Origin of the sequence: Micrococcus sp. H39-S4 (genome assembly GCF_027158145.1) — a bacterium.
GTDB classification, from domain to species: domain Bacteria; phylum Actinomycetota; class Actinomycetes; order Actinomycetales; family Micrococcaceae; genus Micrococcus; species Micrococcus luteus.
The window spans coordinates 22,297-47,836 of the sequence record NZ_JAPVLT010000003.1 but is presented as its reverse complement, the minus strand read 5'-3'; the positions used below and the strand labels follow the sequence as shown (position 1 = coordinate 47,836).

The 25,540-nt window shown below is 74.3% G+C and carries 27 protein-coding genes; 14 read left to right on the top strand and 13 right to left on the bottom strand.

Annotation, left to right across the window (positions count from 1 at the left end; translation table 11 throughout):
* Positions 1 to 9: 9 nt before the first annotated feature.
* Positions 10 to 894, bottom strand: a complete 885-nt coding sequence (locus tag O3T09_RS04030; protein WP_063189894.1) for an EamA family transporter — start codon at positions 892 to 894, stop codon at positions 10 to 12.
* A gap of 197 nt (positions 895 to 1,091) precedes the next feature.
* Here O3T09_RS04030 and O3T09_RS04025 point away from each other — a divergent pair, with 197 nt between their 5' ends.
* The 6 genes from O3T09_RS04025 to O3T09_RS04000 all read left to right on the top strand — a co-directional run bounded on the left by O3T09_RS04025 (position 1,092) and on the right by O3T09_RS04000 (position 8,512).
* Positions 1,092 to 2,480, top strand: a complete 1,389-nt coding sequence (locus tag O3T09_RS04025; RefSeq protein WP_020624946.1) for an acyl-CoA dehydrogenase family protein — start codon at positions 1,092 to 1,094, stop codon at positions 2,478 to 2,480.
* A complete protein-coding gene (locus tag O3T09_RS04020; protein ID WP_070709836.1) occupies positions 2,477 to 3,883 on the top strand; it encodes an MFS transporter in 1,407 nt (468 codons plus the stop codon). Before O3T09_RS04025 ends, O3T09_RS04020 begins: the two co-directional genes overlap by 4 nt.
* A complete protein-coding gene (locus O3T09_RS04015) occupies positions 3,880 to 5,247 on the top strand; it encodes an LLM class flavin-dependent oxidoreductase (protein ID WP_020621427.1) in 1,368 nt (455 codons plus the stop codon). The genes O3T09_RS04020 and O3T09_RS04015 overlap by 4 nt, the downstream gene beginning before the upstream one ends.
* Before the next feature lie 109 nt (positions 5,248 to 5,356).
* On the top strand, positions 5,357 to 6,235 hold the full coding sequence (locus tag O3T09_RS04010) for a siderophore-interacting protein (RefSeq protein ID WP_020621428.1): 879 nt from the start codon (positions 5,357 to 5,359) through the stop codon (positions 6,233 to 6,235).
* 138 nt (positions 6,236 to 6,373) lie between these two features.
* Positions 6,374 to 7,171 (top strand): hypothetical protein, encoded by a 798-nt coding sequence (locus O3T09_RS04005; protein ID WP_020621429.1) that lies wholly within the window; start codon positions 6,374 to 6,376, stop codon positions 7,169 to 7,171.
* A 51-nt stretch (positions 7,172 to 7,222) separates the two neighbouring features.
* Positions 7,223 to 8,512, top strand: coding sequence for a M20 metallopeptidase family protein (locus O3T09_RS04000; protein ID WP_269295399.1), 1,290 nt, complete (start codon positions 7,223 to 7,225; stop codon positions 8,510 to 8,512).
* Here the strand turns inward: O3T09_RS04000 and acs are convergent.
* The gene (gene acs / locus O3T09_RS03995; RefSeq protein ID WP_269295412.1) at positions 8,461 to 10,665 is read right to left on the bottom strand and encodes an acetate--CoA ligase; all 2,205 of its coding nucleotides are present in this window, start codon (positions 10,663 to 10,665) and stop codon (positions 8,461 to 8,463) included. The two genes, O3T09_RS04000 and acs, sit on opposite strands and share 52 nt — an antisense overlap.
* A gap of 211 nt (positions 10,666 to 10,876) precedes the next feature.
* On the opposite strand from acs, the gene O3T09_RS03990 reads away from it, so the two are divergent.
* Complete coding sequence (locus O3T09_RS03990; RefSeq protein WP_020621432.1) at positions 10,877 to 12,133, top strand: acyl-CoA dehydrogenase; 1,257 nt, start codon at positions 10,877 to 10,879, stop codon at positions 12,131 to 12,133.
* 31 nt (positions 12,134 to 12,164) lie between these two features.
* Here the strand turns inward: O3T09_RS03990 and O3T09_RS03985 are convergent, their stop codons facing one another.
* From O3T09_RS03985 to O3T09_RS03975, 3 genes are read right to left on the bottom strand one after another with little or no spacing between them, the layout of a single operon-like run.
* Positions 12,165 to 13,031 carry an ABC transporter permease gene (locus O3T09_RS03985; protein WP_020621433.1) on the bottom strand — a complete coding sequence of 289 codons (867 nt, stop codon included), beginning with the start codon at positions 13,029 to 13,031 and terminating at the stop codon, positions 12,165 to 12,167.
* The gene (locus O3T09_RS03980) at positions 13,028 to 14,047 is read right to left on the bottom strand and encodes an aliphatic sulfonate ABC transporter substrate-binding protein (protein ID WP_020621434.1); all 1,020 of its coding nucleotides are present in this window, start codon (positions 14,045 to 14,047) and stop codon (positions 13,028 to 13,030) included. The genes O3T09_RS03985 and O3T09_RS03980 overlap by 4 nt, the downstream gene beginning before the upstream one ends.
* Positions 14,044 to 14,892 (bottom strand): ABC transporter ATP-binding protein, encoded by an 849-nt coding sequence (locus O3T09_RS03975; RefSeq protein ID WP_020621435.1) that lies wholly within the window; start codon positions 14,890 to 14,892, stop codon positions 14,044 to 14,046. The genes O3T09_RS03980 and O3T09_RS03975 overlap by 4 nt, the downstream gene beginning before the upstream one ends.
* Positions 14,893 to 15,360: 468 nt before the next feature.
* On the opposite strand from O3T09_RS03975, the gene O3T09_RS03970 reads away from it, so the two are divergent.
* Genes O3T09_RS03970 through O3T09_RS03960 form a run of 3 tightly spaced genes read left to right on the top strand, consistent with a single transcriptional unit; the run spans position 15,361 to position 18,294 of the window.
* Entirely contained in the window at positions 15,361 to 16,782 is a 1,422-nt protein-coding gene (locus O3T09_RS03970; RefSeq protein WP_069941512.1) for an LLM class flavin-dependent oxidoreductase, read from the top strand.
* Between the two features lie 58 nt (positions 16,783 to 16,840).
* Positions 16,841 to 17,551, top strand: a complete 711-nt coding sequence (locus tag O3T09_RS03965) for a Tat (twin-arginine translocation) pathway signal sequence (protein ID WP_223247498.1) — start codon at positions 16,841 to 16,843, stop codon at positions 17,549 to 17,551.
* Positions 17,548 to 18,294, top strand: a complete 747-nt coding sequence (locus O3T09_RS03960; protein WP_069941510.1) for a hypothetical protein — start codon at positions 17,548 to 17,550, stop codon at positions 18,292 to 18,294. Before O3T09_RS03965 ends, O3T09_RS03960 begins: the two co-directional genes overlap by 4 nt.
* Before the next feature lie 63 nt (positions 18,295 to 18,357).
* Here the strand turns inward: O3T09_RS03960 and O3T09_RS03955 are convergent, their stop codons facing one another.
* From O3T09_RS03955 to purS, 4 genes are all read right to left on the bottom strand, one after another.
* Complete coding sequence (locus tag O3T09_RS03955) at positions 18,358 to 18,738, bottom strand: YtxH domain-containing protein (protein ID WP_069941509.1); 381 nt, start codon at positions 18,736 to 18,738, stop codon at positions 18,358 to 18,360.
* 235 nt (positions 18,739 to 18,973) lie between these two features.
* Positions 18,974 to 21,280 (bottom strand): phosphoribosylformylglycinamidine synthase subunit PurL, encoded by a 2,307-nt coding sequence (purL, locus tag O3T09_RS03950; RefSeq protein ID WP_041103643.1) that lies wholly within the window; start codon positions 21,278 to 21,280, stop codon positions 18,974 to 18,976.
* Positions 21,277 to 22,071, bottom strand: coding sequence for a phosphoribosylformylglycinamidine synthase subunit PurQ (purQ, locus tag O3T09_RS03945; RefSeq protein ID WP_020621441.1), 795 nt, complete (start codon positions 22,069 to 22,071; stop codon positions 21,277 to 21,279). Before purQ ends, purL begins: the two co-directional genes overlap by 4 nt.
* Positions 22,068 to 22,334: a phosphoribosylformylglycinamidine synthase subunit PurS gene (purS, locus tag O3T09_RS03940; protein WP_002856633.1), complete on the bottom strand. Its 267-nt coding sequence runs from the start codon at positions 22,332 to 22,334 to the stop codon at positions 22,068 to 22,070. Before purS ends, purQ begins: the two co-directional genes overlap by 4 nt.
* Positions 22,335 to 22,509: 175 nt before the next feature.
* On the opposite strand from purS, the gene O3T09_RS03935 reads away from it, so the two are divergent.
* Positions 22,510 to 22,674, top strand: a complete 165-nt coding sequence (locus O3T09_RS03935) for a hypothetical protein (RefSeq protein WP_155395521.1) — start codon at positions 22,510 to 22,512, stop codon at positions 22,672 to 22,674.
* On the top strand, positions 22,671 to 23,117 hold the full coding sequence (locus O3T09_RS03930) for a YchJ family protein (protein ID WP_020621443.1): 447 nt from the start codon (positions 22,671 to 22,673) through the stop codon (positions 23,115 to 23,117). Before O3T09_RS03935 ends, O3T09_RS03930 begins: the two co-directional genes overlap by 4 nt.
* A gap of 40 nt (positions 23,118 to 23,157) precedes the next feature.
* Here the strand turns inward: O3T09_RS03930 and O3T09_RS03925 are convergent, their stop codons facing one another.
* The 3 genes from O3T09_RS03925 to O3T09_RS03915 form a co-directional block, all read right to left on the bottom strand.
* Positions 23,158 to 23,313: a hypothetical protein gene (locus O3T09_RS03925; RefSeq protein ID WP_010079551.1), complete on the bottom strand. Its 156-nt coding sequence runs from the start codon at positions 23,311 to 23,313 to the stop codon at positions 23,158 to 23,160.
* Positions 23,314 to 23,399: 86 nt separating this feature from the next.
* Entirely contained in the window at positions 23,400 to 23,603 is a 204-nt protein-coding gene (locus O3T09_RS03920; RefSeq protein ID WP_002856639.1) for a helix-turn-helix transcriptional regulator, read from the bottom strand.
* A 3-nt stretch (positions 23,604 to 23,606) separates the two neighbouring features.
* Positions 23,607 to 24,113 (bottom strand): hypothetical protein, encoded by a 507-nt coding sequence (locus O3T09_RS03915; RefSeq protein ID WP_020621444.1) that lies wholly within the window; start codon positions 24,111 to 24,113, stop codon positions 23,607 to 23,609.
* Positions 24,114 to 24,241: 128 nt separating this feature from the next.
* Here O3T09_RS03915 and O3T09_RS03910 point away from each other — a divergent pair, with 128 nt between their 5' ends.
* The gene (locus tag O3T09_RS03910) at positions 24,242 to 24,541 is read left to right on the top strand and encodes a hypothetical protein (protein ID WP_051049981.1); all 300 of its coding nucleotides are present in this window, start codon (positions 24,242 to 24,244) and stop codon (positions 24,539 to 24,541) included.
* A gap of 187 nt (positions 24,542 to 24,728) precedes the next feature.
* Positions 24,729 to 25,091, top strand: coding sequence for a VOC family protein (locus tag O3T09_RS03905; RefSeq protein WP_020621445.1), 363 nt, complete (start codon positions 24,729 to 24,731; stop codon positions 25,089 to 25,091).
* Positions 25,092 to 25,312: 221 nt separating this feature from the next.
* Here the strand turns inward: O3T09_RS03905 and O3T09_RS03900 are convergent, their stop codons facing one another.
* The gene (locus tag O3T09_RS03900; RefSeq protein ID WP_020621446.1) at positions 25,313 to 25,534 is read right to left on the bottom strand and encodes a hypothetical protein; all 222 of its coding nucleotides are present in this window, start codon (positions 25,532 to 25,534) and stop codon (positions 25,313 to 25,315) included.
* Between the last annotated feature and the right edge of the window lie 6 nt (positions 25,535 to 25,540).

Below are 25,540 nucleotides of genomic sequence, written 5' to 3'. Positions count from 1 at the left end.
CGACCCAGGCTAACTTCGGCCCCCGCCCGCCACACCGGGTGACCGGCCCGTCCAGACGGCGGCCGCGCACGCCGCGATCACCAGCAGCATCCCCGCCAGGTCCAGCGGGGTGAGCTCCTGCCCGCGCACGGCCCACGCGGTCAGCGCCGCCGCGATCGGCGAGAGGCACGTCAGCAGGGAGAACAGTGCGGTCGGCATGTGGCGCAGCACCTGCAGGTCGATCCCGTACGGCACCGCCGTGGACAGCAGCGCCACGGCCAGTCCCACGCCCAGCACCACGGGAGAGAGCAGGGCCGTACCCGCCGTCGCGACGCCGACCGGCAGCGCCACGAGGGACCCGGCCGCCGTCGCCAGGGCCAGCCCCTGCACCCCCGGCAGATGGGTCCCCGCACGCCGGGAGAGCAGGATGTACGCCGCCCAGCACGCCGCCGCGGCCAGCGCGAGCGCCACCCCCACCGGGTCCAGCCCCGCGCCGCCGATCCCGCCGTCCGCGCTGAACCCCTCCCGGCCGAGCACCCCGATCCCGACGAGCGCGAGGGCCGCCCACGCCGCCGACCGCCATGACGGCCGCGCCGCCACGGACAGCGCCAGCGGCCCGAGCACCTCGAACGTCACGGCCACGCCCTGCGGGATCCGCGCGAACGCCTCGTAGATGGCCAGGTTCATGCCGGTCATGGCCGCACCCAGCCCGACGACGGCGGCCCACCCCCGGGGACCCAGGCCGGCGAGGGCGGCGCGGCTCGGCCGGGTGACGAGCAGCAGCACGGCCGCGGAGAACACCACGCGCAGGGCGACCATGGCGGACGCGCCGACGTCGTCGAACAGCAGGCCCGCCACGGACGCGCCGAGCTGCTGACTCAGCAGCGAGAGCAGGACGAGCAGGACGAGACGCACGGGCTCAGCCTAGGGCCGCGCCGCGTCACCCCGGCCCCGGCCGGAGCCCTCCCCGCGACCGGCCCGCCGAATGTGACGGCCGCCGGCACACCGCCCCGGAACCGTTCCTAGCGTGGGCCTCCATACGACCCAGCGACCCCCACGACCCGCGGCACCGCGCCCGGCGGGCCGCCCGCCTCCGGACCGAGGAGATCGACATGCCGCTCACCGACCCGACGGACGCGTCCGCGCCGCCCGCCGCCACGCCCGTCCCGCTCGGCGCCGTCCCGCCGCTCGAGCGCCCCGCAGACCTGCCCCGCGACCTGGCCGGCCTGCGCCGCCACTTCGCCCCGGTGTTCGCGCGGATCGCCGAAGGCTCCCGCGAGCGCGACCGCCGCCGGATCCTCCCGTTCGAGGAGGTCCGTGCCCTCAACGAGGCCGGCTTCGCCACGCTGCGGGTCCCCGCGGAGGCCGGTGGGCCCGGTGTGGACGTGCGGACCGCCGTGGCCCTGCTGATCGACCTGGCGGAGGCGGACGCGAACGTCGCGCACCTCTACCGCTCGCACCTGGGATTCCTCGACTCCCTCCGCTTCCAGCCCGAGGCCGTCCGCGAGCGCTGGCATGCCCGGATCCTGGCCGGCGCCACGGTCGGCAACGCATCCACCGAGAAGGGCGGCAACGCGCTGGGCACGCTCAACACGGTCCTCACCCCGGCACCCGCGGGCGACGGCCCGTGGACCCTGACTGGCACCAAGTTCTACGCGACCGGCTCGATCTTCTCCTCGCACACGCGCGTCTCCGCCGCCCAGACCGACGCGGACGGGCGACCGGCCCCGGGCCGGCGCTTCGCCGTCGTGCCGGTGGAGGCCCCGGGTGTGCGTCTGGACGACGACTGGGACGGCTTCGGCCAGCGCCTGACCGGCACCGGCACCGCGGTGTTCGACGGCGTCGCCGTGCCGCCGCAGGACGTGCTCGACCGGGCACCCGGCAGCGCCGAGGCGGTCTACGAGGCGGCGTGGTTCCAGCTCATCCTGCTCGCCGTCCTCGCCGGGATCGCCCGGGCGGCCCGTCGGGACGCCGCCGACGCCGTGGCCGTCCGCGTGCGCACCTTCAACACGGGCCTGGGCCTGCCGTTCCGGGAGGACCCGCTGATCCAGGAGGCCGTCGGGCGGATCGCGGCCAAGGCGTTCACGGCCGAGGCCGCGGTGCTCTCGGCGGCGGACGCCCTGGATGCGGCGCTCGCGGACCACGAGGCCGGCCGCACCGGCTCCGGCGCCCCCGAGGAGGTGCCCGCCTCCTTCACGTGGGCCGAGCTGGCGGTGGAGCACGCCCAGGTGACCGTCCCGGAGCTGGCCCTCGGCGCCGCCCAGGAGCTGTTCCTCACCGGTGGGGCCTCCGCCACGAGCACCGCCAAGGGCCTGGACCGGCACTGGCGCAACGCGCAGACGGTGGCCACGCACAATCCCATCGCGTTCCGCGCCCGGGCGATCGGCGACTTCTGGATCAACGGCACCGTGCCCGAGGGCCTCAACGCGATCGGCGACGCCCCGGCCGCCTCCGCGCCCCTCGGCGCCGACGCCCCCGCCTCCGGGGAGGCCGCCCGATGAGCACCCTGCGCACCCACCGTCGCCGGGCCGTGCTCGGCTCGTTCATCGGCACCACCATCGAGTGGTACGACTTCTACCTCTACGGCCTGGCCGCCGCGCTCGTGTTCAACGTGCAGTTCTTCCCCGGCCAGACCGCGTTCGGGGCGACCCTCGCCTCGTTCGCCACGCTCGCCGTCGGCGTCGTGCTGCGCCCGCTGGGCGGGATCGTGGCCGGCCACTTCGGGGACCGCGTGGGCCGCAAGGCCCTGCTGGTCATCTCGCTGCTGCTGATGGGCGGCGCCTCGATGCTCATCGGCGTCCTGCCCACGTTCGCCCAGGCGGGCTGGTGGGCGGTGGCCGGGCTCGTGCTGCTGCGCTGCCTGCAGGGCCTCTCCGCCGGCATGGAGTGGGGCGGCGCCGCCCTGATGTCCGTGGAGCACGCCCCCGCGGACCGGCGCGGCCTGTTCGGCTCGTTCACGCAGGTCGGCTCCTCGGCCGGCATGCTCCTGGCCACCGGCGCGTTCTCCCTGGTCAAGCTGGCCACCACCGACGAGCAGTTCGCCGCGTTCGGCTGGCGCCTGCCGTTCCTCGCCTCGGGTCTGCTCGTGGTGGTGGGCCTGGCCATCCGCCTCGGCGTCGAGGACTCGGCCGAGTTCCGCGTGCACCGGGACGCCGGGACCGTCAGCCGCGCGCCCGTCGTCGAGCTGCTGCGCCATCACGCCCGCCCCGTGCTCGTGACCGCCGGCCTGCGTCTCGGCCAGAACGGCCTCTACTACCTCGTCACCGCGTACCTGGTCAGCTACCTCGTGCTCCGCGGCGCCGACGACGGCGTCCTCGTCTCCGCCATCATGGTCGCCTCGGCCATCGGGCTGGTGAGCACCCCCTTCTGGGGCGCGGTCTCGGACCGGGTGGGCCGTGCCCGGGTGTCCCGGGTCGGGTACGCGCTCACGGCGGTGGCGGGCTGGGTGCTGTTCGCCGTCGTGGATGCCGGCGCGCTGGCGGTGCTGCCGCTCGTCGTGGTGCTGGTGATCAACGTGGCCCACGACAGCGTCTACGGTCCGCAGGCCGCGTGGTTCGCCGAGCAGTTCCCGGTGCGCGTGCGGTACTCGGGCGTGAACCTGGGCTATCAGCTCGGCACGGTGGTGGGCGGCGGGTTCGCCCCGTTCATCGCGGCGCTGCTGTACGAGGTCGGCGGCCACACGCCGTGGCTGATCGCCGCGTACCTGACGCTGCTGGCCACGCTCTCGCTGATCGCCTCGCGCTTCGCCCGTGACCCCGTGGCCCGCCCCGAGACGGACCTCGTGGCCGACGACGCCGCCATCCTGGCCGCACAGGCGGACGGGCCGGCCGTCGATGCCGCCCCCGGTGCCGCCGCGGTGACCGCCCGCCCCGACCGTGCCCCCGTGACCCTGGAGACCCGATGACCGCGACCCCCGCCCCGTTCATCCTCAGCGCGTTCGACATGGTGACGCCCGTGCACCAGTCGCCCGGGCTGTGGCGGCACCCCGAGTCCCGCGCCCACGAGTTCGACCGGCTGTCCTTCTGGACGGACCTGGCCCGCACCGTGGAGGAGGGCGGGTTCACCGCCGTGTTCCTCGCGGACATCCTCGGGCTGTACGACGTGCACGGCAGCGGCGTGGACGCCACGGTGCGCGGCGGCGTGCAGTGGCCGCTGCTGGACCCGTTCACGGTGGTCTCGGCGATGGCCGCCGTCACCGAGCGGGTGGGCTTCGGCGTCACCGCGTCCGTCACCTACGAGCAGCCGTACCTGCTGGCGCGCACGCTGACCTCGCTGGACCACTTCACGGAGGGGCGCATCGCATGGAACGTGGTGACCGGCTACCAGGACTCGGCCGCACGCAACCTCGGCCTGGACCGGCAGCCGGGCCACGACGAGCGCTACGACCGCGCCGACGCCTACCTCGACGCCATGTACCGCCAGTTCGAGGGGTCCGTGGAGCGGGACGCCGTCGTGGCGGACCGCGAGTCCGGGGTGTTCGCGGACCCGGCGAAGGTGCACCCGATCGGCGTGGAGGGCCCGCACGTGCGCCTGCCCGGCGTCGCGCTCGCGCACCCCGGGCCGCAGGGCACCCCGTTCCTGTTCCAGGCCGGCGCGTCCTCGCGGGGGCGACGGTTCGCGCTCGAGCACGCGGAGGCGGTCTTCTACATCGGCCCGACGACGGCGCACGTGCGGCGGTTCGTCGAGCAGACCCGCGAGGGCCTGCGGGAGGCCGGCCGCCCCGAGGACGCGATCCGCGTGCTGGCGATGGTGACCGTCGTCGTCGCGGACACGGACGAGGAGGCGCAGGCGCGGCTGGCCGAGTACCACGAACACGTGGACGTGGAGTCCGCGCTCGCGCTGTTCGGCGGCTGGACGGGGGTGGACCTGTCCGGCCTGGACCCGGACGCCGAGCTGGAGCACGTGGAGAGCGAGGCCTCGCGGACGGCGCTGGCCGCGTTCACCACCCAGTCGCCGGACCGTCGCTGGACGGTGCGCGAGGTGGCGGAGTTCGTGAGCGTGGGCGGGCGGGGGCCGGTGATCGTGGGGTCCCCGGCCACCGTGGCCGATGAGCTCGAGCGCTGGCACCGCGAGACGGGCGTGGACGGCTTCAACATCTCGGCGGCCGTGCGCCCGACGGACCTCGAGCGGTTCGCCCGGCTCGTGAGCCCCGAGCTGCGGCGGCGCGGCCTGCTGCGTGAGCCCGAGGCGGGGCGGACCCTGCGCGAGAACGTGGCCGGCGGGGGACCGCTGCTGCCGGAGGACCACCGGGGGGCCCGGTTCCGCTGACCCCGACGCCACGGGAAAACGTCACGCTGACGTGCGCTAATCCGTCTCGTCGTGGGAGAGTGGGGGACGCGTACCCGCGCAGACCCCGCCCCGACCCCAGGAGGCCCGCATGGCCCGGCCCCAGACCGTCCTCACCGTGGTGGCCGCCCGCCGGCTCACCCCGCACCTCGTGCGCCTGACCCTCGGCGGTGAGCAGTTCGACGCCGTCCATGCCCGCTGGGCGGAGAAGGGCGCCACGGACCAGTACGTGAAGCTGCTCTTCGCCGACCCCGCGCTCGGCCTCGAGCCCCCGTACGACCTGGACGCCCTCCGCGAGCGCCTCGCCCCGGAGCAGCTGCCGGTCCGCCGCACCTACACGGTGCGCCACATGGACGCGGCCGCCCGCACCATGGATGTCGACTTCGTGGTCCACGGTGCGTCCGACGGCGGCGCCGCCCCCGGGCACGACGGTGGCCTGGCCGGGGCGTGGGCGGCGTCCGAGCCGGTGGGGCAGCAGGTCGCGTTCCTGGGTCCCGGCGGCGCCTACCGGCCCGACCCCACCGCCGACTGGCACCTGCTCGCCGGCGACGAGGCCGCGCTGCCGGCGATCGCCGCCGCCCTCGAGGACCTCGCCGCCACGGACGCCGCGGCGGCCGGCGTCGCGCTGATCGAGGTGACCGACGCCGGGGACGAGGTGCCCCTGACCGCGCCGGCCGGCGTCGAGGTGCGCTGGCTGCACCGCGGCGGCCCCTTCACCCCGGAGACGACGAGGTTCGCCGCCGCCGTCGAGGGCGCGGCGTGGCGGGACGGACGGGTGCACGCGTTCGTGCACGGCGAGCGGGAGCAGGTCAAGCGCGTCCGGGCGTACCTCACGGACGTGCGCGGCGTGGACCGGCGACAGCTGTCGGTGAGCGCGTACTGGGCCTACGGCCGTGCCGAGGATGTGTTCCAGGCGGAGAAGCAGACCCCGGTGGGGCAGATCTTCGAGGACGGCGCCACCGGCGGCTGACCCGCACAGGTTCGGCACAGCAGCAGCTTCGCCGCCCCTCAGGGCCTGACGGGCCAGGGGTGACGTGAGACGGTCGAGGGGTCATCGTCCGGCGGTGCCCGGCCGCCGGCACGTCCGCACCTCTGTGAAGGAGTCCCCATGAAGACGCCCGCACGCCTCGCCGTCGGCATGCTCGCCGCCTCCGGTCTGCTGCTCACCGGCTGCGCCTCCGACCCGACGCTGGACGAGAGCTGGCCCGAGATCCGCCAGAAGGTCGTGGACGCCGAGAGCCTGCGCCTGAGGGTGGAGGGCACCGCCGCCGACAAGGAGGAGGAGAAGGACGACGCGTCGGCCTCGGCGGCGCCCTCCGCCTCCCTGGGCACGGACGCCAGCCAGTCCCTGAACGTGGACCTCGCCGGCGCCACCGACGACTCCCACCTCAAGGGCACCATGAACATGGACATGGGGGCGGCCACCATGGACATCGAGGTCCTGCGCCGGGACGCCGACGTGTTCTTCAAGCTCAAGGCCGACGGTGACGACCTGCCCCAGGAGATGGGCATGTTCTCCACCCTCGTGGGCGACCGCTGGATCAAGACGAGCGCCGATCAGGCCGCGCAGATGGACATCTCACTCCAGGAGATCATGTCCGACCTCGAGGAGGACATGCCCGCCGCGGACGCCTTCGACGGCAAGGACCTGAAGGCCGAGGAGGTGGAGCTCGAGGGCAGGACGTACCTCAAGTACGCGCTGCCCGAGGAGCACCACGAGTTCGGCCGGACGATGCTGATCGACCCGGAGAGCACGACCCTCTACCGTCTCGAGGACGTGAACTCGGAGGACGAGGACGTGGACGCGAACGCCACCTTCACCGAGTGGAACGCGGTCGAGGCGCCCGAGGCCCCCGCCAAGGAGGACGTCTTCGACCTGGCCGAGCTGCAGGAGCTGGCCGGCTGACCCGCTGCGCGATCCGGGTGGGCCGGCGGGCCGCCACGGCATGATGTCCTGATGGACCGCACCGCCCCCACCCCGCCCGCGAACGCCCTCGCCCCGGACCTGCCGGAGGACATCGCCCGCGAGGCGATCGCCTTCCGCCGCCGCCTCCACGGGCATCCGGAGCTGGACCTGCACCTGCCCCGCACCCAGGCCGCCGTCCTCGAGCGGCTCGAGGCCCTGCGCGCCGAGGCGGGGGAGGATGCCGCCACCGGCCGCCCCGCGCTGGAGACGAGCGTGGGCCGGGCGCTGAGCTCCGTCGTCGTGGTGCTGCGCGGCGGGGCCCCGCTGCCGGAGGGGGCCCGGCGGCCGGTCGTGCTGCTGCGGGGGGACATGGACGCCCTGCCCGTCACGGAGGAGACCGGGCTGGAGTACGCCCCCTCCGTGCCGGGCACCATGCACGCCTGCGGCCACGACCTGCACACCGCCGGCCTCTACGGCGCCCTGGCGTGGCTGGTGCGCCGTCGCGGGGAGCTCGCCGCCGACGTGGTGGCCATGTTCCAGCCCGGGGAGGAGACCGGCGGCGGCGCCCTGCACATGATCCAGGAGGGGCTGCTGGAGGCGGCCGGGCGACCGGTGGACGCCGCCTACGCGATCCATGTCTCCTCGGGCACGTACCCGCGCGGCGTCCTGCTCAGCCGCCCGGGGGCGATCCAGGCCGGCTGCGACGACCTGGTGGTGACGGTGCACGGTCGAGGCGGGCACGGCTCGGTGCCGCACCTGGCCCAGGATCCGGTGCCCGTGGCCGCCGAGATGGTGCTGGCGCTGCAGTCCGTGGTCACCCGGCAGTTCGACGCCTTCGACCCGGTGGTCGCGACCGTCGGGCACCTGAGCGCGGGCACGGCGGCCAACATCATCCCGGACAGCGCCACCCTCGCCCTCACCCTGCGGACCTTCTCCGCGCCCTCCCGAACCCGGCTGCTCTCGGCCGTGGAGCGCATGGTGCACGGGATCGCCGCGGCGCACGGCATGAGCGCGCAGGTCCGGACGGACTGCGCGTTCCCGGTGACGGCCAACGATCCGGACGCAGTGGCTTTCGTCCGCCGGACCGTGGAGGACCTGTACGGGGCCGACGCCTACCGGGAGCTGCCCGAGCCCGAGCCCGGCAGCGAGGACTTCTCCGAGGTCCTCCAGCGGGTGCCCGGCGCCTACGTCCTGCTCGGGGCGGTCCCGGAGGGCGTGGACCCGGACGAGGCCCCGGTCAACCACTCCCCGCAGGCCGTGTTCGACGACGCCGTGGTGCCGCGGGCCGCTCAGGTGCTGGCCGAGCTGGCGCTGCGGACGGCGCCGGTGCCGGCGTCCTGAGCGCGGCGACCGGCCCGGAGCACCTCGGCGATCTGCCCGACGCACGGCTCGTTCTGCAGGCTCGTGGTGTCCCCGAGCGCGGTGCCCTGGTGCAGCTGCGTCAGCAGCCGCCGCATGATCTTGCCCGAACGGGTCTTGGGCACGTCGGGGACGAAGACCACCTCGGCGGGCTTGGCCACCGGCCCGATCACCCGCCCCACGTGCCGCCGCAGCTCCTCGGCGCGGTCGGCGGCGGAGGCGCCGGGGCCGTCGTCGCCGGCCAGCCAGCTCTCGTGCGCCACGACGAAGGCGACGGCGGCATGCCCGGTGGTCTCGTGCGGCACGGGGCACACCCCCGCCTCGATCACCTCCGGGTGCGCCACGAGGGCGGACTCGATCTCGATGGTGCTCAGCCGGTGCCCGGAGATGTTGATGACGTCGTCCACGCGCCCGAGGATCCAGACGTCGCCGTCCTCGTCCCGCTTGGCGCCGTCGCCGGCGAGGAACCAGCCCGCCTCGCCCTGGTCCGCGTAGTCCTCCCAGTACGAGTGGAAGTAGCGGGCCGGGTTCCGCCACACGGTCCGCGCCATCGCCGGCGAGGTGCGGGTGACCACGATCCGGCCCTGCAGGCCCTCGGGCGTGGGGGCGCCGTCGTCGTCGACCACGGCCACGTCCACCCCCGGCAGGGGCCGGGAGCCGCAGCCCGGCTTGAAGGCCGTGTCCGTGGGGCGCGGGGAGAGCACGGTGGCGCCCGTCTCGGACTGCCACCACGTGTCCACCATCGGCAGGTCCGGGGTGTCCCGGCCGATCTGGGTCCGCGCCCACGTCCAGGCCTCCGGGTTCACGGACTCGCCCACGGTGCCGATCAGGCGGATCGAGGACAGGTCCGGGCCGCCGTCCGCGTGCGCCGGGATCCCGTCCGGATGCCAGCCCTTGAGCGAGCGGATCAGGGTGGGCGCCGTGTAGTAGCTCGTCACCCGGTAGCGCTCGATCACCTCGAAGTGCCGGCCCGGGTGCGGGGCGTTCGGCACGCCCTCGTAGATCACCTGCGTGACCCCGTTCGAGAGTGGACCGTAGATCTCGTAGGTGTGCGCGGTGACCCAGGCCAGGTCCGCGGTGCACCAGTGGACGTCGTCGTCGCGCCGTGCCGGGTCCGGGTGGGAGAACAGGAAGTCGTGCGTCCACGAGGCCGCGGCGAGGTACCCGCCGGAGGTGTGCACGAGCCCCTTGGGCTGTCCCGTGGTGCCGGAGGTGTACATGATGAACAGCGGGTGCTCCGCGTCGAAGGCGCGCGGGGTGTGGGTGTCCGGCTGGCGGTCCACGACGTCGTGCCACCACAGGTCCCGGCCCTCGGTCCACGGGATGTCCCGGTGGCCCGTGCGGTCCAGGACGAGGACGTGCTCGATCGCGTTGTCCCCGGACACGGCCTCGTCCGCGTTGGCCTTCACGGGGACGGCGGCACCGCGGCGGAACTGGCCGTCGGTGGTGACGAGCAGCTTGGCGCCCGTGTCCTCGACGCGGAACCGCAGCGCCTCCGCCGAGAACCCGCCGAACACGAGCGAGTGCACGGCGCCGATCCGCGCGCACGCCAGCGTGATGACGATCGTCTCCACGAGCACGGGCAGGTACACGACGACGCGGTCGCCCGCCTCGATGCCCAGCTCCTCGAGGGCGTTCGCGGCCTGGGCGACCTCGCGCTGCAGCTGCGCGTAGGTGACGGCGCGGCGGTCGCCGGGCTCGCCCTCGAAGTACAGGGCGACCTTCTCCCCGCGCCCCGCCGCCACGTGCCGGTCCACGCAGTTCACGGCCACGTTCAGGGTGCCGTCCTCGTACCAGCGGATCTCCGGGCCGCGCTCGGCGGCCGGGTCCGGGGCGGTGAGGGAGCGCGTCCGGGTGAAGGGCCGCTCCCAGCTCAGACGTCGGCCGGCCGCCTCCCAGAACGCGAGCCGGTCCGACTCGGCCACCGGGCGGCCGTCGCCGCGCCCGCCGTGCAGCCGGTCCGCCGGGCGGCCGGGGTGGACGTCCGGGTCGGCGGCGTCGACGAGCGCCTGCGGGAGGGGGCCGGGCAGCGTCGCGAGGGCCGCGGCGGGCACGCCGTCGTTCGGTCCGCGGACGGCCCCGGAGGCGCCCTCCTCGGCCGGGTCGGGGCGGGCGGGGTCCTCGGTGGGCGTCATGGGCGGCGGTTCCTCCTGGTCGGCGGGTCCGACCAGGGTAGGGACGCCGACGACGGCGCCGCGCCCGCCGTCGTCACCGGCGGTCATGCTCGGCCCGCCGGACCCCCGCGGGCGCCTGGCGCGGGCCACGGCGACGGCGGCCGGTGTGGACCCCGTCCCACGGCCGGGGCGCCCCGGCCGCCGGGCCGCCCGCACGTGTCAGAGTAGGTCCATGACCACCTACGCCACCCTCGCCGCCCGGTACGCCGACGCCTTCGACTCCGTCGCCCACGGCGAGCGGGCCCGCGAGGCGGGCCGGCACCTGCCGTTCGCCGCGCTCGGGGAGCTGCAGGCCGCCGGGTTCGGCAAGGTCGGCGTCCCCGTGGACGCGGGCGGCGAGGGCGGCGGCAGCGAGACCGTGCTGCGCCTGCTCATGGACCTGGCCGCCCGGGACGTGAACACCGCGCACGTCTGGCGCTCCCACCTCGTGTTCATCGCCACGGCCATGGACCAGGCGCCCGCCCGCCGGGAGCGGTGGCTGCGGCACATCGTCGACGGGGACTGGGCCGGCTCCGCCCTGGCCGAACGCGCCGGCGGGGCCGCACCGGGCCGTGCCGCCACCCTGGCCAGCCGGGACGAGGGCGGCACCTGGGTCGTGCGGGGGCAGAAGTACTACGCGACCGGCTCGGCGTTCGCCACGTGGACCGCCGCGACCGTGGGCATCGAGGGGGCGGACCTCGTCTCGCGCCGGAACTCGAAGCGGGCCGGGGGCGCGGTCCGCGAGCCGGACCGGGCCGTCGCCGTCGTGCGCGTGCGTCAGCCGCGCGTGGGCATCAAGGACGACTGGGACGGCTTCGGCCAGCGCCTGACCGCCACCGGGTCCGTGGTGCTCGACGACGCCGCGGCCGAGGAGCTGCTCGAGGTGCCGCGGCAGGACGGGCCGGTGCCCGTGCTCATGGAGGCGACCCTGCTGGCGCTGCAGGCCGGGATAGGCCGGGCGGCGCTCACGGAGGGCACGCAGCTGCTGCGGCAGCGGCGCCGCACCTTCAACACCGGCACGGCCGCGCTGCCCAAGGACGACCCGCAGCTCCTCGAGATCATGGGGCAGCTGGCCGGGCGGCAGGCCGCGGCCGAGCTGATGGTGCGCGAGATCGGGCGTCTGCTCGACGAGGGGGAGGACGGCGCCGACGGGGCCGGCCCGGCGGAGGCCGACGTCGTGGCGGCGTCCGCCGAGGCGATGGCCGCCGCGTACCGGGCCCAGGCCGTGGTGCCGGAGGCCGTCCTCGAGGTGTGCACCCGCATCTTCGACACGCTCGGCGCGTCGGCGACGTCGGCCACGCTGCGGCTCGACCGGCACTGGCGTAACGCCCGCACCCTCGCCACCCACGACCCGGCGGCGTACAAGGTGCGCATGGCCGGCGACTGGCTCGTGAACGGCACCCCGCCGACCGCCTACACGTCGGCCGGCGAGGTCCCCGAGGGGGACTGACCCGACGACCGGGCGGCCGGACGTGCCGGGCTCAGGCCCAGCGGCGCAGGGCCCGGCGCTCCAGCAGGCCGAGCAGCCAGTCGGTGAGCTTGCCGAGCACGGCGAGCAGGATGATCGCCAGGATCAGGCGGTCCGTGCGTCCGTTGTTCTGCGAGTCGGTGAGCAGGAAGCCCAGGCCCATCGAGGAGGCGATCAGCTCCGCGGCCACCAGGAACAGCCAGGCCTGGGCCAGGGCCAGCCGCAGGCCGGAGAACACGGCCGGCACCACGGCGGGCAGCTGCACCGTCCGCAGCAGGGACAGCCCGTGGTAGCCGAAGGCCCGTCCGGCCTCCACCAGGTGCGGGTCCACGTGGCGCAGGGCGGCGTAGACGGTGGTGAACACCGGGAAGAACGCGCCGATCGCGATGAGGGTGACCTTGGACTCCTCGCCGATCTGCATCCAGAGGATCAGCAGCGGCACCCAGGCCAGCGAGGGCACCGCGCGCAGCGCCCCGATCAGCGGGGCGAACAGCGCGTCCGCCCACCGGGACAGCCCGAGCGCGGACCCCACGGCCAGCCCGAGCGCGGCCCCGAGCAGGAAGCCCAGCAGCACGCGCTGGGTGGAGATCCCCACGTGCAGCCACAGGTCGCCCCGCTCCAGCAGGTTGACGCCGGCGCTGAGCACCGCGCCGGGGGAGGGCAGCTGCACCGCGGAGAGCAGCCCGGCGGCCGTCACCGCCCACCACAGCACCAGGAGGACGGCGGGCGCGGCCAGCCCCACCACCGCCCGGGCGCCGGGCCGGTCCAGCACCCGGGGCCGCTGCCGTCGGCGCGCCCCTGTGTCGCCGTCGTCGTGACCCGACCGCTCGCGCGCCTCGGGGCCCGTCGTCGCGGCGGGGGTGGTCAGGGCGGTGCTCATCGGATGGCCTCCTCGGCGAAACGGGTGTCCAGGATGCTCGCCAGGGCGGCGTCCACCTGGTGCTGGTAGTCGACGGACCCGGTGCCGACCAGGATCCGTCCGACCCCCGTCAGGGCGTCGAGCAGCTCCTGGCCCGGCACGGGGCTGACGTCCGCGTTGGTGCGTTCGAGGATCACGGTGCGGGCGACGTCGGGAGAGATCTTCGCGGCCTCGGCCAGGATCCCGACGGTCTCGTCCGGGTGCTCGAGCGCCCAGGCGCGGGCGCGTTCGTACGTGTCCAGGACGGTCTGGGCCGTCTCCGGGTCCGCCTCGAGGAAGGACTCCGTGGCGTTGAGGACGGAGAACGTGTTCAGGGCGAGGTCCCGGTACAGGAAGCGGGCGCCCTCGGCCTCGGCCTTGGCCATGATCGGGTCGAGCCCGGACCACGCGGCCACCGATCCGCCGGCGAGGGCGGCGCGGCCGTCGGCGTGCTGCAGGTTCTGGATCTCGACGTCGGCCGGGTCCACCCCGGCGGCCTCGAGCGCCTGCACGGCGAAGAAGTACGGGTCCGTCCCGCGCGTGGCGGCCACCGTGCGGCCCGCGAGCTGGGCGACGTCCGTGATGTCCGAGCCGGGCGGGACCATGAGCGCGGACCACTCCGGCCGCGAGGCGACGCCCACGATGCGCGTGGGCGCTCCGTTGGCCCGGTTCAGCAGCGCGGCCGAGCCGGCCGTCGACCCGATGTCCACGGAGTTCGAGCGCAGGAGCTCGTTGGCCTTGTTGGAGCCGGCGGAGAACACCCAGTTCACCCGGACGCCGCGGGGCGCGAGCGTCTCCTCCAGCCATCCCTGGTGGCGGATCACGAGGGAGAGCGGGTTGTAGGTGGCGTAGTCGATGCTCAGCGTGTCCGGACCGTTCACCGGCCCGGTCGTCGCCTCACCCTGCAGGACGCATCCGCTCAGGCCCAGGGGCAGGGACGCGGCCAGCAGGCCGAGCGCCGTGCGACGGGTCAGGCGTGCGGAGCCGGCGCCGCTCATCGGGCGTGGCTCTCGACGCCGAGGCCCTCGAGGAGCTCGGCGCGCAGCCGGGCCAGGCGGGCGTCCGCGCGGTCGCGGGGACGGGCCCCCGGCACGTCCACGATCCGCCCCACGGTCGCTCCGGGGCGGGCCCCGCCGTCGGGCGCGGGGACGTCACGGGCGAGCAGCAGCACGCGGTCGGCGAGCTGCAGGGCCTCCTCCACGTCATGGGTGATGAGCAGGACGGTGGTGCCGGTGGCGGCGTGCACGTCCAGCAGCAGGTCCTGCATCTTCAGGCGCGTCAGGGCGTCGAGGGCGCCGAAGGGCTCGTCGAGCAGCAGCACGCCGGGGCGGCGCGCCAGGGCGCGGGCGAGCGAGGCCCGCTGGGCCATGCCGCCGGAGACCTCCCGGGGGCGGTGCTCCGCGAAGGGCGCGAGGCCCACGAGCTCGAGCAGCTCCTGCACGCGGTCCCGGCCCGCGGCGCGGTCCAGCTCCCGGGGCAGGCCGAGTTCCACGTTGCGGCGCAGGGTGCGCCAGGGCAGCAGGCGCGGCTCCTGGAAGCCGACGGCGGTGCGCTCGTCGTAGGGTCGCACGGGCGAGCCGTCGATCAGCAGCTCTCCGTCGAAGTCCGGGTCCAGGCCGGCCACGGCGCGCAGCAGCGTGGACTTGCCGCAGCCGGAGGCGCCGATCACGGCGAGCACCTCGCCGGGCGCCACGGTCAGGTCCACGTCGCGCAGGACGACGCGTGGTCCGTCCGCGGTGGGGAACGTGCGCCCGACGCCGCGGAAGACGACGTCGAGGCTGTGGCGGTCCTCGTCCCGGACCGGGGTGGAGGCGGTGGCACGGGAAGGCGCGTGCACGCTCATGGAGGGCTCCCATCGTCGCTTCGTCGTCGGTGTCGGACGGATACGGATGCCAGTAGACCACCGCGGGCCCGGTCGGCCGCGCGGTCGCCCGGCCGCCGGCGCCGGAGGGTCACACGGGCGTCACACCGGGGGCGCCGCCGGTCCTGGCCCGGCCGGCCGTCACGGCCCGAGCCCAGCGCCGAGCCAGACGTTTCGGTCGTCTCTGCAGGGTGGAGGCAGCAGATTTCTCTGGCTCAGCGCTGGGGTGCCACTGGGCCGCAACAGGGCCGCCGCCCGCGGACGTGTCCTCCGTCATGGTCGGGGCATGTCACGAACCGGGCGCCGGACGCGTGGCCGGGCCCGGCGGGGCCGTCATGAACCCCTGGGCCGGACCCACTTCCACCGCCGGCCGCGTCGGCGTTGCATGGTGCGGGACCGTCGCCCGCCCGGCCGCGCCCCTGCGACCGGGCGGCCCTGGAAAGGAGACCCATGAGCACCGCCGAGAACGCCGGGGCCGGAGCACCCACCCGCCCGGACGAGCACCGCGAGATCCTCTTCAACGCATTCGACATGAACTGCGTCGCCCACCAGTCCCCGGGGCTCTGGCGTCACCCCGACGACCACGCCCGCGACTACAACACCCTGGGCTACTGGACGCACCTGGCGCAGACGCTGGAGAAGGGCCTGTTCGACGGCCTGTTCATCGCCGACGTCCTCGGCCCGTACTCCGTGTACGGCGGCACCTCCGAGGCCGCCATCAGGACCGGCGCGCAGACCCCCGTGAACGACCCGTTCCTGCTCGTCTCCGCGATGGCCGCGGTCACCGAGCACCTCGGCTTCGGCGTCACCGCCGGCACCGCCTACGAGCACCCCTACCCGTTCGCCCGCCGCCTCGCCACGCTCGACCACCTCACGGGCGGCCGCGTGGGTTGGAACGTGGTCACCGGCTACCTGCCCTCCGCTGCCCAGAACATGGGCCAGGACGACCAGATGGAGCACGACGAGCGCTACGAGCACGCCGACGAGTACCTCGACGTCGTCTACAAGCTCCTCGAGGGCTCGTGGGAGGACGACGCCGTCGTCTACGACAAGGAGTCCGGCGTGTTCGCGGACCCGGCCAAGGTCCACGACATCGCCCACGAGGGCACGTGGTTCAAGGTCCCCGGCCACGCCGTCACCGAGCCGTCCGTGCAGCGCACCCCCGTGATCTACCAGGCCGGCGCCTCGACACGCGGCCGCGCCTTCGCCGGCAAGCACGCCGAGGCCGTGTTCATCAACTCCCCCACGAAGGAGCTGGCGGCCGCCACCGTGAAGAAGATCCGCCAGGCCCTGGTGGACGCCGGCCGTGACCCGTACGACGTGAAGATCTTCGCGATGCAGACGATCGTCACCGGGGCCACCGACGAGGACGCGCGGGCCAAGTACGACGACCTGGCGCAGTACGTGGACCCGCTGGGCGGCCTCGTGCTCATGTCCGGCTGGATGGGCATCGACCTGTCCCAGTACGACCTGGACGAGCCGATCGGGGACGTGAAGTCGAACGCCATCCAGTCCACCGTGGAGACCTTCCAGAAGGCCTCCGGGACGGACGAGGAGTGGACCGTGCGCAAGCTCGCCGAGTGGGTGGGCATCGGCGGCTTCGGCCCCGTGATCGTGGGCGGCGGCGAGTCCGCGGCCCGCCAGCTCGTCGAGTGGGCCGACGAGACCGACGTGGACGGCTTCAACCTCGCCTACCACATCACCCCGGGCACCTTCGAGGACATCGTGGAGTTCGTGGTGCCGGAGTTGCAGAAGCTCGGCCGCTACAAGACCGCGTACACGGACGGCACGCTGCGCCACAAGCTCTTCGGCCGCGGCGACCACCTGCCGCAGAACCACCACGGCGCATCCTTCGCCCTGCGCCGCCGGTAGGGTGACGCCAGTGGCCGCGGCGCCCTGCCTCGGCCGGCAGCAGCCCCAGGAGGAGAACATGCAGCGCAGACGTGCCGTCCGCGCGGCCGGGCTCGGCGTCGTGGGCGCCCTGGCCTTGGCCGGGTGCGGATCCGAGCCGCAGTCGGTGGGGGAGGCCTGGCATCAGGCCCGCACCCAGGTGGACGAGGCCGAGACCGTCCGACTCGAGACCGCCTACACCACGGGCCGTCAGGGCCCGCAGTCGGTCCGCTGGGACATCGCCGGTCGGCTCGACGGCGGTGACGCCGAGTCGAAGGGCGTCATGCAGGTCGGCCGGGACTCGCACATCACCATGGAGTCCCGCCAGGTCGGCGAGGACGTGTTCGTGCGGGTCGAGGTGGACGGGTCCGACGTCCCGGACGACGTCCAGCTGATGTACGCCGACCCGCAGTGGCGCCGTGTCTCGGCCGGTGAGGGGCAGGAGCCGCCCCTGAAGTCCCTCCTCGACCAGGTGGGCTTCCCCGCGGCGGACGCCCTCGATGGCGCCGAGGTGCGCGCCGAGGAGGTCGACTGGGACGGCGGCACGGCCTACCGCTATGCCGTGCCCGAGGAGGTCGCCGACGCGGCGATGGCCGAGGGCGACGCCACCCGGGTGCACTCCTTCACGGTGGACGACGACGGCGAGCTGGTCGCGCTCACCGTCGACGACGGCCGGGCCACCCAGCAGTACGCCCTGAGCGACTGGAACCAGATCGAGCCGGCCGAGGCGCCGGAGGAGGTGGCCGAGTGAGGCAGCGCCAGACCCAGACCCGCCGCACCCGCCGCGGCCTGTCCCTCGCCGCCGTCGGGGCGGCCGCCCTGCTGCTGACCGGCTGCGCCTCGGGCGACGACGCCCCCGGCGCCTGGGACCGCGCCCGCACCCAGCTCGAGGAGGCCGACTCCGTCCGCATGGTCACCGAGCTGCGGTCCGAGGCCCCGAGCAACGGCCGCGCGGTCCCGGACTCGGTGGACATCTCCGGTCCCGTGGACGGCTCGTCCATGCGGTACGTGTCCGTGTACCAGGACGACGGTCTGATCACCCGGGACGAGTCCCGGATCGTGGATGGCACCGCGTACTCCCGATTCACGGTGGAGCGCGCCGGCGCGAGCGGCGAGGACCGCCCCGCGTATGTGGAGCGCTGGACCGCCACCCCGTACGAGAGCGATCCCCGCGCCACCGGCATGGGCGCGATGGTGAGCTCGCTGCTGGGCTCCCTGCCGGAGTCGGGCGGCCTGGACGACGTCGAGGCGGACGCGGACGGCATCCGCCGCAGCGGTCAGGACGCGATCCGCTACGTGCTGGACGAGCCCGTCTCGGGCCCGCAGGAGGGCGTGGCGCTGACCGCGTTCACGGTGTCCAAGGAGGACGGCCGCCTGCTCACCGTGGAGACCGAGTCCGCCGGCACGAAGGCCGTGGTGACCCTCTCCGAGATGGGCGGGGTGGATCCGGTGCAGGCCCCGCCGGCCGACGAGGTCCTGAAGCAGGACGGCTGATCCGGCCCACGACGACGGCGGCCCGCCTCCCCGCGGGGAGGCGGGCCGCCGTGTCTGCGCGGGTCAGCGCGTCAGCGGACCCTCGTCACCCAGCGGGGTGGACGGGTCCGAGATGGTGTCCGGCTCGGCACCGTGGCGGGCCGCCGAGGTGACGTTGTCGTTGTTGGACTCGGTCACGCGATCTTCGCGGGCGTCGTTCTTCTTGTCGTTGCCCTGCATGGCATCCTCCACCTTCGTCGTGGCCTTCTGCACCGGATCGGACTTCTTCACCTCAGCGAACTTCTGCTGGGCGGTCTCCTGGACCTGGCCGACCTTCTCCTGGGTCTTGGGGTCGTTCCAGAGCTTCTGGGCGTTCTGGGTCATCTTCTCGAGGTTCTTGCGGCCCTCGGCGGAGCCGAGCAGGTAGCCGAGTGCGGCGCCGAGGCCCAGGGTGATGAGGCGCATGGGTGGTCTCCTTCGTGTGTCGGGACCGCGCCGACCCTCTTGGACGGGCCGGGCGGCGCGCTGGCGCGCTGTCCTGGGATCACTCTGGTCACCGGAGCCCGCCGCGTCAACGGTTGAGGCGCACGGCCGTGCGAGGGTCGGCGGCGTTCGTCCCCGCCGTCCCGCCCCACGACGACGGCCGCCCACCCCGGAGGTGAGCGGCCGTCGTCGTGCCGGGGCCCGTGGGCCCACGGGGTCAGCCGAAGTGCTTCGGCAGGGTGGCCTCCCAGGCCTCGCGCAGCTCCGCGATCGGCAGGGTGAAGGCGTCCTGGACCTCGAGGGCCGCGGAGTCGGCGTCCACCACGCCGATGCGCACGGCCGCGTAGCCGCGGGCCGTGGTCATGTCCGTGAACCGGACCTCCTCGGTGCGGGGCACGGCCACGACGGCGCGCGCCTGCGTCTCGGAGAACAGTGCGGTGAACAGGTCCACGCCGGCGCGGCGCAGCACCTCGTCCAGCACCACGCGGGCGCCCACGCCGAAGCGCAGCACCATCTCGGACAGGGTGGCCGCGAGGCCGCCGCCGGAGACGTCGTGGGCGGCGTCGATCATGCCGTCCCGGGACATGTTGACCAGCAGCTCGCCGAGCAGGCGCTCCTTCTTCAGGTCGACCTTCGGGGGCAGGCCGCCGAGGTGGCCGCGCAGGCGCGCGAACTCGGAGCCGTCCAGCTCGTCCGCGGTCTCGCCCAGCAGGTAGATCGCCTGGCCGTCCGCGTCCGGGGCGAAGCCGGACGGGGTGCGGCGCAGGACGTCGTCGAGCTGGCCGAGCACCGCCACCGTGGGGGTGGGGTGGATCGGGGTGCTGCCCGTCTGGTTGTACAGGGACACGTTGCCGCCGGTCACCGGGATGCCGAGGGTCTGGCAGCCGTCCGCCAGGCCGCGCACGGCCTCCGCGAACTGCCACATCACGTCCGGGTCCTCGGGGGAGCCGAAGTTCAGGCAGTCGGAGACGGCCAGGGGCACGGCCCCGGCGGTGGTGACGTTGCGGTACGCCTCGGCCAGGGAGGCCTGCGCGCCCGTGTACGGGTCCAGGTAGGTGAACCGGTCGTTGCAGTCCGTGGCCAGGGCCACGCCTATGCCGGTCTCCTCGTCCACGCGCACCACACCCGCGTCGTCCGGGGCCGCCAGGGCGGTGTTGCCGCGGACGTAGCGGTCGTACTGGCGGGTGATCCAAGAGGTGTCCGCCAGGTTCGGGGAGCTCATCAGCTCCACGACGGCGGCGCGCAGCTCCTCGCCCGTGGCGGGCAGGTCCTGACCGGCCTCGGAGGAGCGGAACGTGTCCGCCTGGAGCTCGTCCTGCCAGGCCGGACGCGCGTACGGGCGCTCGTAGACCGGGCCGTCGTGGGCCACGGTGCGCGGGTCCACGTCGACGATGACCTCGCCGTCCCAGGTGATGATCAGGCGGCCGTCGCCGGTGACCTCGCCCAGCCAGGAGTACTCGACGTCCCACTTTGCCATGACGGCCTCGAACGCGGCGACGTTCTCCGGCGTCACCACGGCCATCATGCGCTCCTGCGACTCGGACATGAGGATCTCGCCCGGGGTCAGCGTGGAGTCGCGCAGCAGCACGTCGGTCAGCTCCACGCGCATGCCGCCCTCGCCGTTGGAGGCGAGCTCGGAGGTGGCGCAGGAGATGCCGGCGGCGCCGAGGTCCTGGATGCCCTCGACGAGGGAGTCGCGGAACAGCTCGAGGCAGCACTCGATGAGCACCTTCTCGGAGAAGGGGTCGCCGACCTGCACCGAGGGGCGCTTGGCGGGCTTGCCGTCGCCGTCGAAGGACTCGGAGGCCAGCACGGAGGCGCCGCCGATCCCGTCACCGCCGGTGCGGGCGCCGAACAGAACTACCTTGTTGCCCACGCCGGAGGCGTTGGCCAGACGCAGGTCCTCGTGCTTGAGCACGCCCACGGCGAGGGCGTTGACGAGCGGGTTGCCCTGGTAGATCGGGTCGAAGCGGGTCTCGCCGCCGATGTTCGGCAGGCCCAGGGAGTTGCCGTAGCCGCCGATGCCGGCCACCACGCCGTGGAACACGCGGGCGGTGTCCGGGTGGTCGATCGCGCCGAAGCGCAGCGGGTCCATCACGGCCACCGGGCGGGCGCCCATGGAGATGATGTCGCGCACGATGCCGCCGATGCCCGTGGCCGCGCCCTGATAGGGCTCCACGTAGGAGGGCGAGTTGTGGGACTCGACCTTGAACGTCACGGCCCAGCCGTCACCGAGGTCGGTCACGCCGGCGTTCTCGCCGATGCCCACCATCATGTGCTGCTTCATCTCGTCGGTGAGCTTCTCGCCGAACTGGCGCAGGTGCACCTTCGAGGACTTGTACGAGCAGTGCTCGGACCACATGACCGAGTACATGGCCAGCTCGGCGGCGGTGGGTCGGCGGCCGAGGATCTTCTTGATCTCGGCGTACTCGTTCTCCTTCAGGCCCAGCTCGGCCCAGGGCTGCTCGACGTCCGGCGTCGCCTGGGCGTCCGCGACCGTCTCGATGTTGAACTGCTGGCTCATGCATGGCCTCCACGGCTGGCGAGGGTGGTCAGGACGGAGGTGAAGAAGCCGAGGCCGTCCACGCCGGAGCGGGGGCCGGCGGCGGTGTCCGGGCCGAAGCCCGGCTCCACGGCGTGCTCCGGGTGCGGCATCAGACCGACGACGTTGCCGGCCGGGTTCGCGATGCCCGCGATGTCCCGGCGCGAGCCGTTCGGGTTCCAGCCCTGATAGCGGAACACCACGCGGCCCTCGGCCTCGAGGGCGTCGAGGGTCGTCTCGTCCGCCACGTACTGGCCGTCCTGGTTCTTCAGGGGCACGGTGATGGTCTGGCCCTGCTCGAAGTCGCGGGTCCACACGGTGTCCGTGCTCTCCACGACCAGCTCCTGGTCGCGGCAGATGAAGTGCAGGTGGTCGTTCTTGACCATCGAACCCGGCAGCAGATGCGACTCGGTGAGGATCTGGAAGCCGTTGCAGATGCCGAGCACCGGCAGGCCGTCCGCGTCGCCCTCGGGGCCGCCGGCCGCCGTCGCCACCGCGTCCATCATGGGGGCGAAGCGCGCGATCGCGCCGGCGCGCAGGTAGTCGCCGTAGGAGAAGCCGCCCGGGATCACGACGGCGTCCACGCCGGCGAGCGTCCGCTGCGGGTCCGCGTCGGCGTGCCACAGGGAGACGGGCTCGGCGCCGGCGAGGCGGACGGCGCGCAGCGCGTCCACGTCGTCCAGGGTGCCGGGGAAGGTGATGACGCCGATGCGCGCGCCGCTGAGCGGCGTCGTCGGCGTCGAGTAGTCGCCGATGAGGGGGAGCTCGGTCATCGGGCGCCCTCGGCCTCGTCCAGGACGGCCACGTTCACGACGTCCTCGATGACGGGGTTGGACAGCATCTCCTCGGCGGCCGTGCGCGCCTGGGCGAGGATCTCGTCGGTGACCTCGCCCTCCACGGTGAGCTCGAAGCGCTTGCCCTGGCGGACCTGGCTGAACTCGGTGAAGCCGAGGCGGGGCAGGGCCCCGTTGATCGCCTTGCCCTGCGGATCGAGGATCTCGGGCTTGGGCATGACGTCGACGACGATGATGGGCATGAACACGCTCCTGGGTGCGGGACGATGCCGCGGAGCAGGAGGGTGTGATGCCGTCTCACGCCCGGCCCGGGGCGCTCCGCGTGCTTGCCCGTCCAGTCTACTCGGCCGCCCGGACGCGGAATCGTGGGTGTGATGGGGGCGGCACGCGGCAGCCGGCCCGGCGTAGCCTGGCGGCATGAGACCTCAGCAGACCCGTGTGTCCCCGCTCGGCCGACGCCGGCCGATCAGCCCGCTCGGCCCCGCGCTGCTCGCCGCGGCGGCCGGCGTCGTGCTGACGGGAGTGCGCCGCATCAAGGCCCGCTCCGCCCGGCGTCGCGCGACCGGACGCCCGCGCCGGTGACCCGCCCCGAGCCCTGCCCCTGCGGGTCCGGAGCCGGGCTCGCGGCGTGCTGCGGTCGCCTGCACGCGCGTTTCGCCCGGGACGGCGCCCTGACCGCGCCCACCGCCGAGGCGCTCATGCGCTCCCGGTACACGGCGTTCGCGCGGCTGGGCGAGGCCGGGCCGGCAGAGGCGCAGGCGATGGCCGACTACCTCGCCGCGACCTGGGTTCCCGAGCACCGGCCCACCGCGGCCGAGCTGCTGCCGGCCGCGGGGGAACAGGCGCCGCGGTTCACCCGCCTGGCGGTGCTGGACGTGCGGGACGGCGGGCCGTTCCAGGACGCCGGGACCGTGGAGTTCGTGGCCGTCGGCACGGGGGCCGAGGGGCGGTTCCGACTCCATGAGGTCAGCCGGTTCCGCCGTGAGGACGGGGTCTGGCGCTACGTGGACGGCGACGTGCGCTGAGGCCGGGGCGGCGCGTCGGACGGCGGCCGGCGCTGCCGCGTCAGAAGGCGGAGAAGATCCCGGCGCCCACGCTGAGGACCAGACCCAGGATGGCGATCCACGCCACCAGGGTGACGATCGGGCGGGGGCGACGCGGGGCGTCGTCGTGCCAGTCCACGCCCTCCAGCTCCGGAGGGGTGCGCAGCTCTCGATCCATGGCCCCAGCCTCTCATGCCCCACGCCGCCCCGGGCCCAACGCGGGTTGACTTGTCACGGGTGCTGGGCGCCTGGACCCGCGACAACTCAACCCGCGTTGCCGTCCGGGGTGAACAGGTCCTCGATCCGCCGCCCGAACACGGCCGCGAGGCGGAAGGCGAGCGGGAGCGAGGGGTCGTAGCGGCCCTTCTCGAGGGAGATGACGGTCTGCCGGGAGACGCCGAGCTCGTCGGCGAGCCGCTGCTGCGACCAGCCGAGGCGGGCACGCTCGTCGGGGATGGTGTTCTCCACGGCTCAGCCCCGGCGCTTCTGGAGCGCGTAGCGGACGGCCACCGAGGCGCCCGCGAAGAGGAGCAGCCCGGCGCCCACGAGGGGGAGGCTGGGCTGCCACCCCGCCAGGGCGACGACGAACGTGCCCAGGCCCAGCACCACGAGCAGGTCGCCGAACGCGCCGGACTGCGCCTTCTCGAGCCACCGGCCTTCGATGGTCTCCTCGGTGTCCCGGACGGCGCCGCGCAGGGTGGTGCGGTCCACGAGGAACAGCCAGGCGAGGGCTGCGCCGACCGGGAGCGCCGACGCCGCCATGACCGCGCCCGTGACCGCCGGGAAGCGGGGACCGGCGTCGCCCTGGCTCGAGGCCAGACCGTAGGACGCGGCCCCGATCAGCAGGGCGATGACGACGCCGGCCACGAGGCTGACGAGGATCAGTCGCCCGGACCCGCCGCCCAGACGGGCGGAGCGGCCCCAGCGGGGGCGGCGGTCGCGGGCGAGGTCGGTGGTGGTGTGCGGCGTGGTGGCCATGGCGGTCCCTCCGGGGCGGGGCCGGGGTTTGTCCCCGTCGTGTGAAGCAAGCTTGACAGTAAAGAGAGTTTGACGTCAAGTCTGCTTGACGGTGGCCCGACAGGGCGGCGGCGGAGCTGGGCCTCGCCATGGACGCCTCCACCGCCGCCCACGATGCTGGCCGCATGGCCTTCGAGGTGCACCCGCTCACCGCCGACCGCTTCGACGACTTCGCGCACGTCGTCAACCCGAACCGCCGCGCCACGCACTGCTGGTGCCTGTCCCCCCGGCTCTCAGCGCCGCAGAGGCACGCGCCCGGCGACCCCCGCGAGGACACCATGCGGGCGCTCGCTGCGGGGGAGCCTGCGCCCGGCGTCGTCGGTACTCGGACGGCGAGCCCGTCGCGTGGTGCAGCATCAGCCCGCGCAGCGCGATCCCGCGGCTCGTGATGCGACACATCCGCGGGTGACCCGGCCCTCCGCCGTCCGTCCGCCCGTCCGGCCAACGCGGGTTGACTTGTCGCGGGTCTGGGCGGTGAATACCCGTGACAAGTCAACCCGCCTTGCCCGGGGTGCCGCGCCCTTGGCTCGCGTGGAGTCGTCCCCGCCCGCCCCGGCCCGTTCCTGAGGAGCCGCCATGTCCCTCCGTCTCTCTCACACCACGTGGGACGCGCTGGACCCCCACGCCATCGCCGAGTTCTGGCGCGCGCTGCTCGGCTGGGAGGTCGACGAGCCTCACCTCTACCGCCCGGGGTCGGACGAGTGCTCACTCGTCGGCCCTGACGGGCAGGTCGTCCTCTTCTTCCGCGTCCCGGACGCCAAGCGCGTGAAGAACCGCGCCCACATGGACCTGCGCGCGGCCGCCGGCTCGACGCGCGACGCCGAGATCGAGCGGGCGCTCGCCCTCGGCGCCGCGATGGTCGACGACCGCCGCGTCGACCTCGGCTGGGCCGTCCTCGCCGACCCCGAGGGCAACGAGTTCTGCATCCTCGACGGCTGAGCCGACCCCACGACGGCCCGGCGTCTCCGCGGGGGAGTCGCCGGGCCGTCGGGGCGGACCGGGTACCGGGTGCCCGGGCCGTCCGCGGCGGCGGTGGTGTGGCGGGAGTGGTTCGTGGTCATGGGGCCCTCCTGTGGTCGATGCCCTGGGCCGGTGGCCCGGCCCGCCTCGGAGGCTCTGTGGGGGCCGTCCGACCGGACGTTGTGAAGCAAGCTTGACAGTCAAGTGACCTTGTCGTCAAGGGAGCTTGACTCCGGGGCCCGCGCGAACTCCTCCCACGTCGTGGGCGGGGTCAGCCCGAGCCAGGCAGGCTCGAGACGGAACCCGAGGGCCGCGTTCATCCGCAGGGACGCCGCGTTGGACTCGGCGCCGCCGGTTCCCCACTCGCGCCCACCGCGGGCATGGGTCGCCAGGACGGTCGCCGCCTTGACGGCCTTCGCCACGCCACG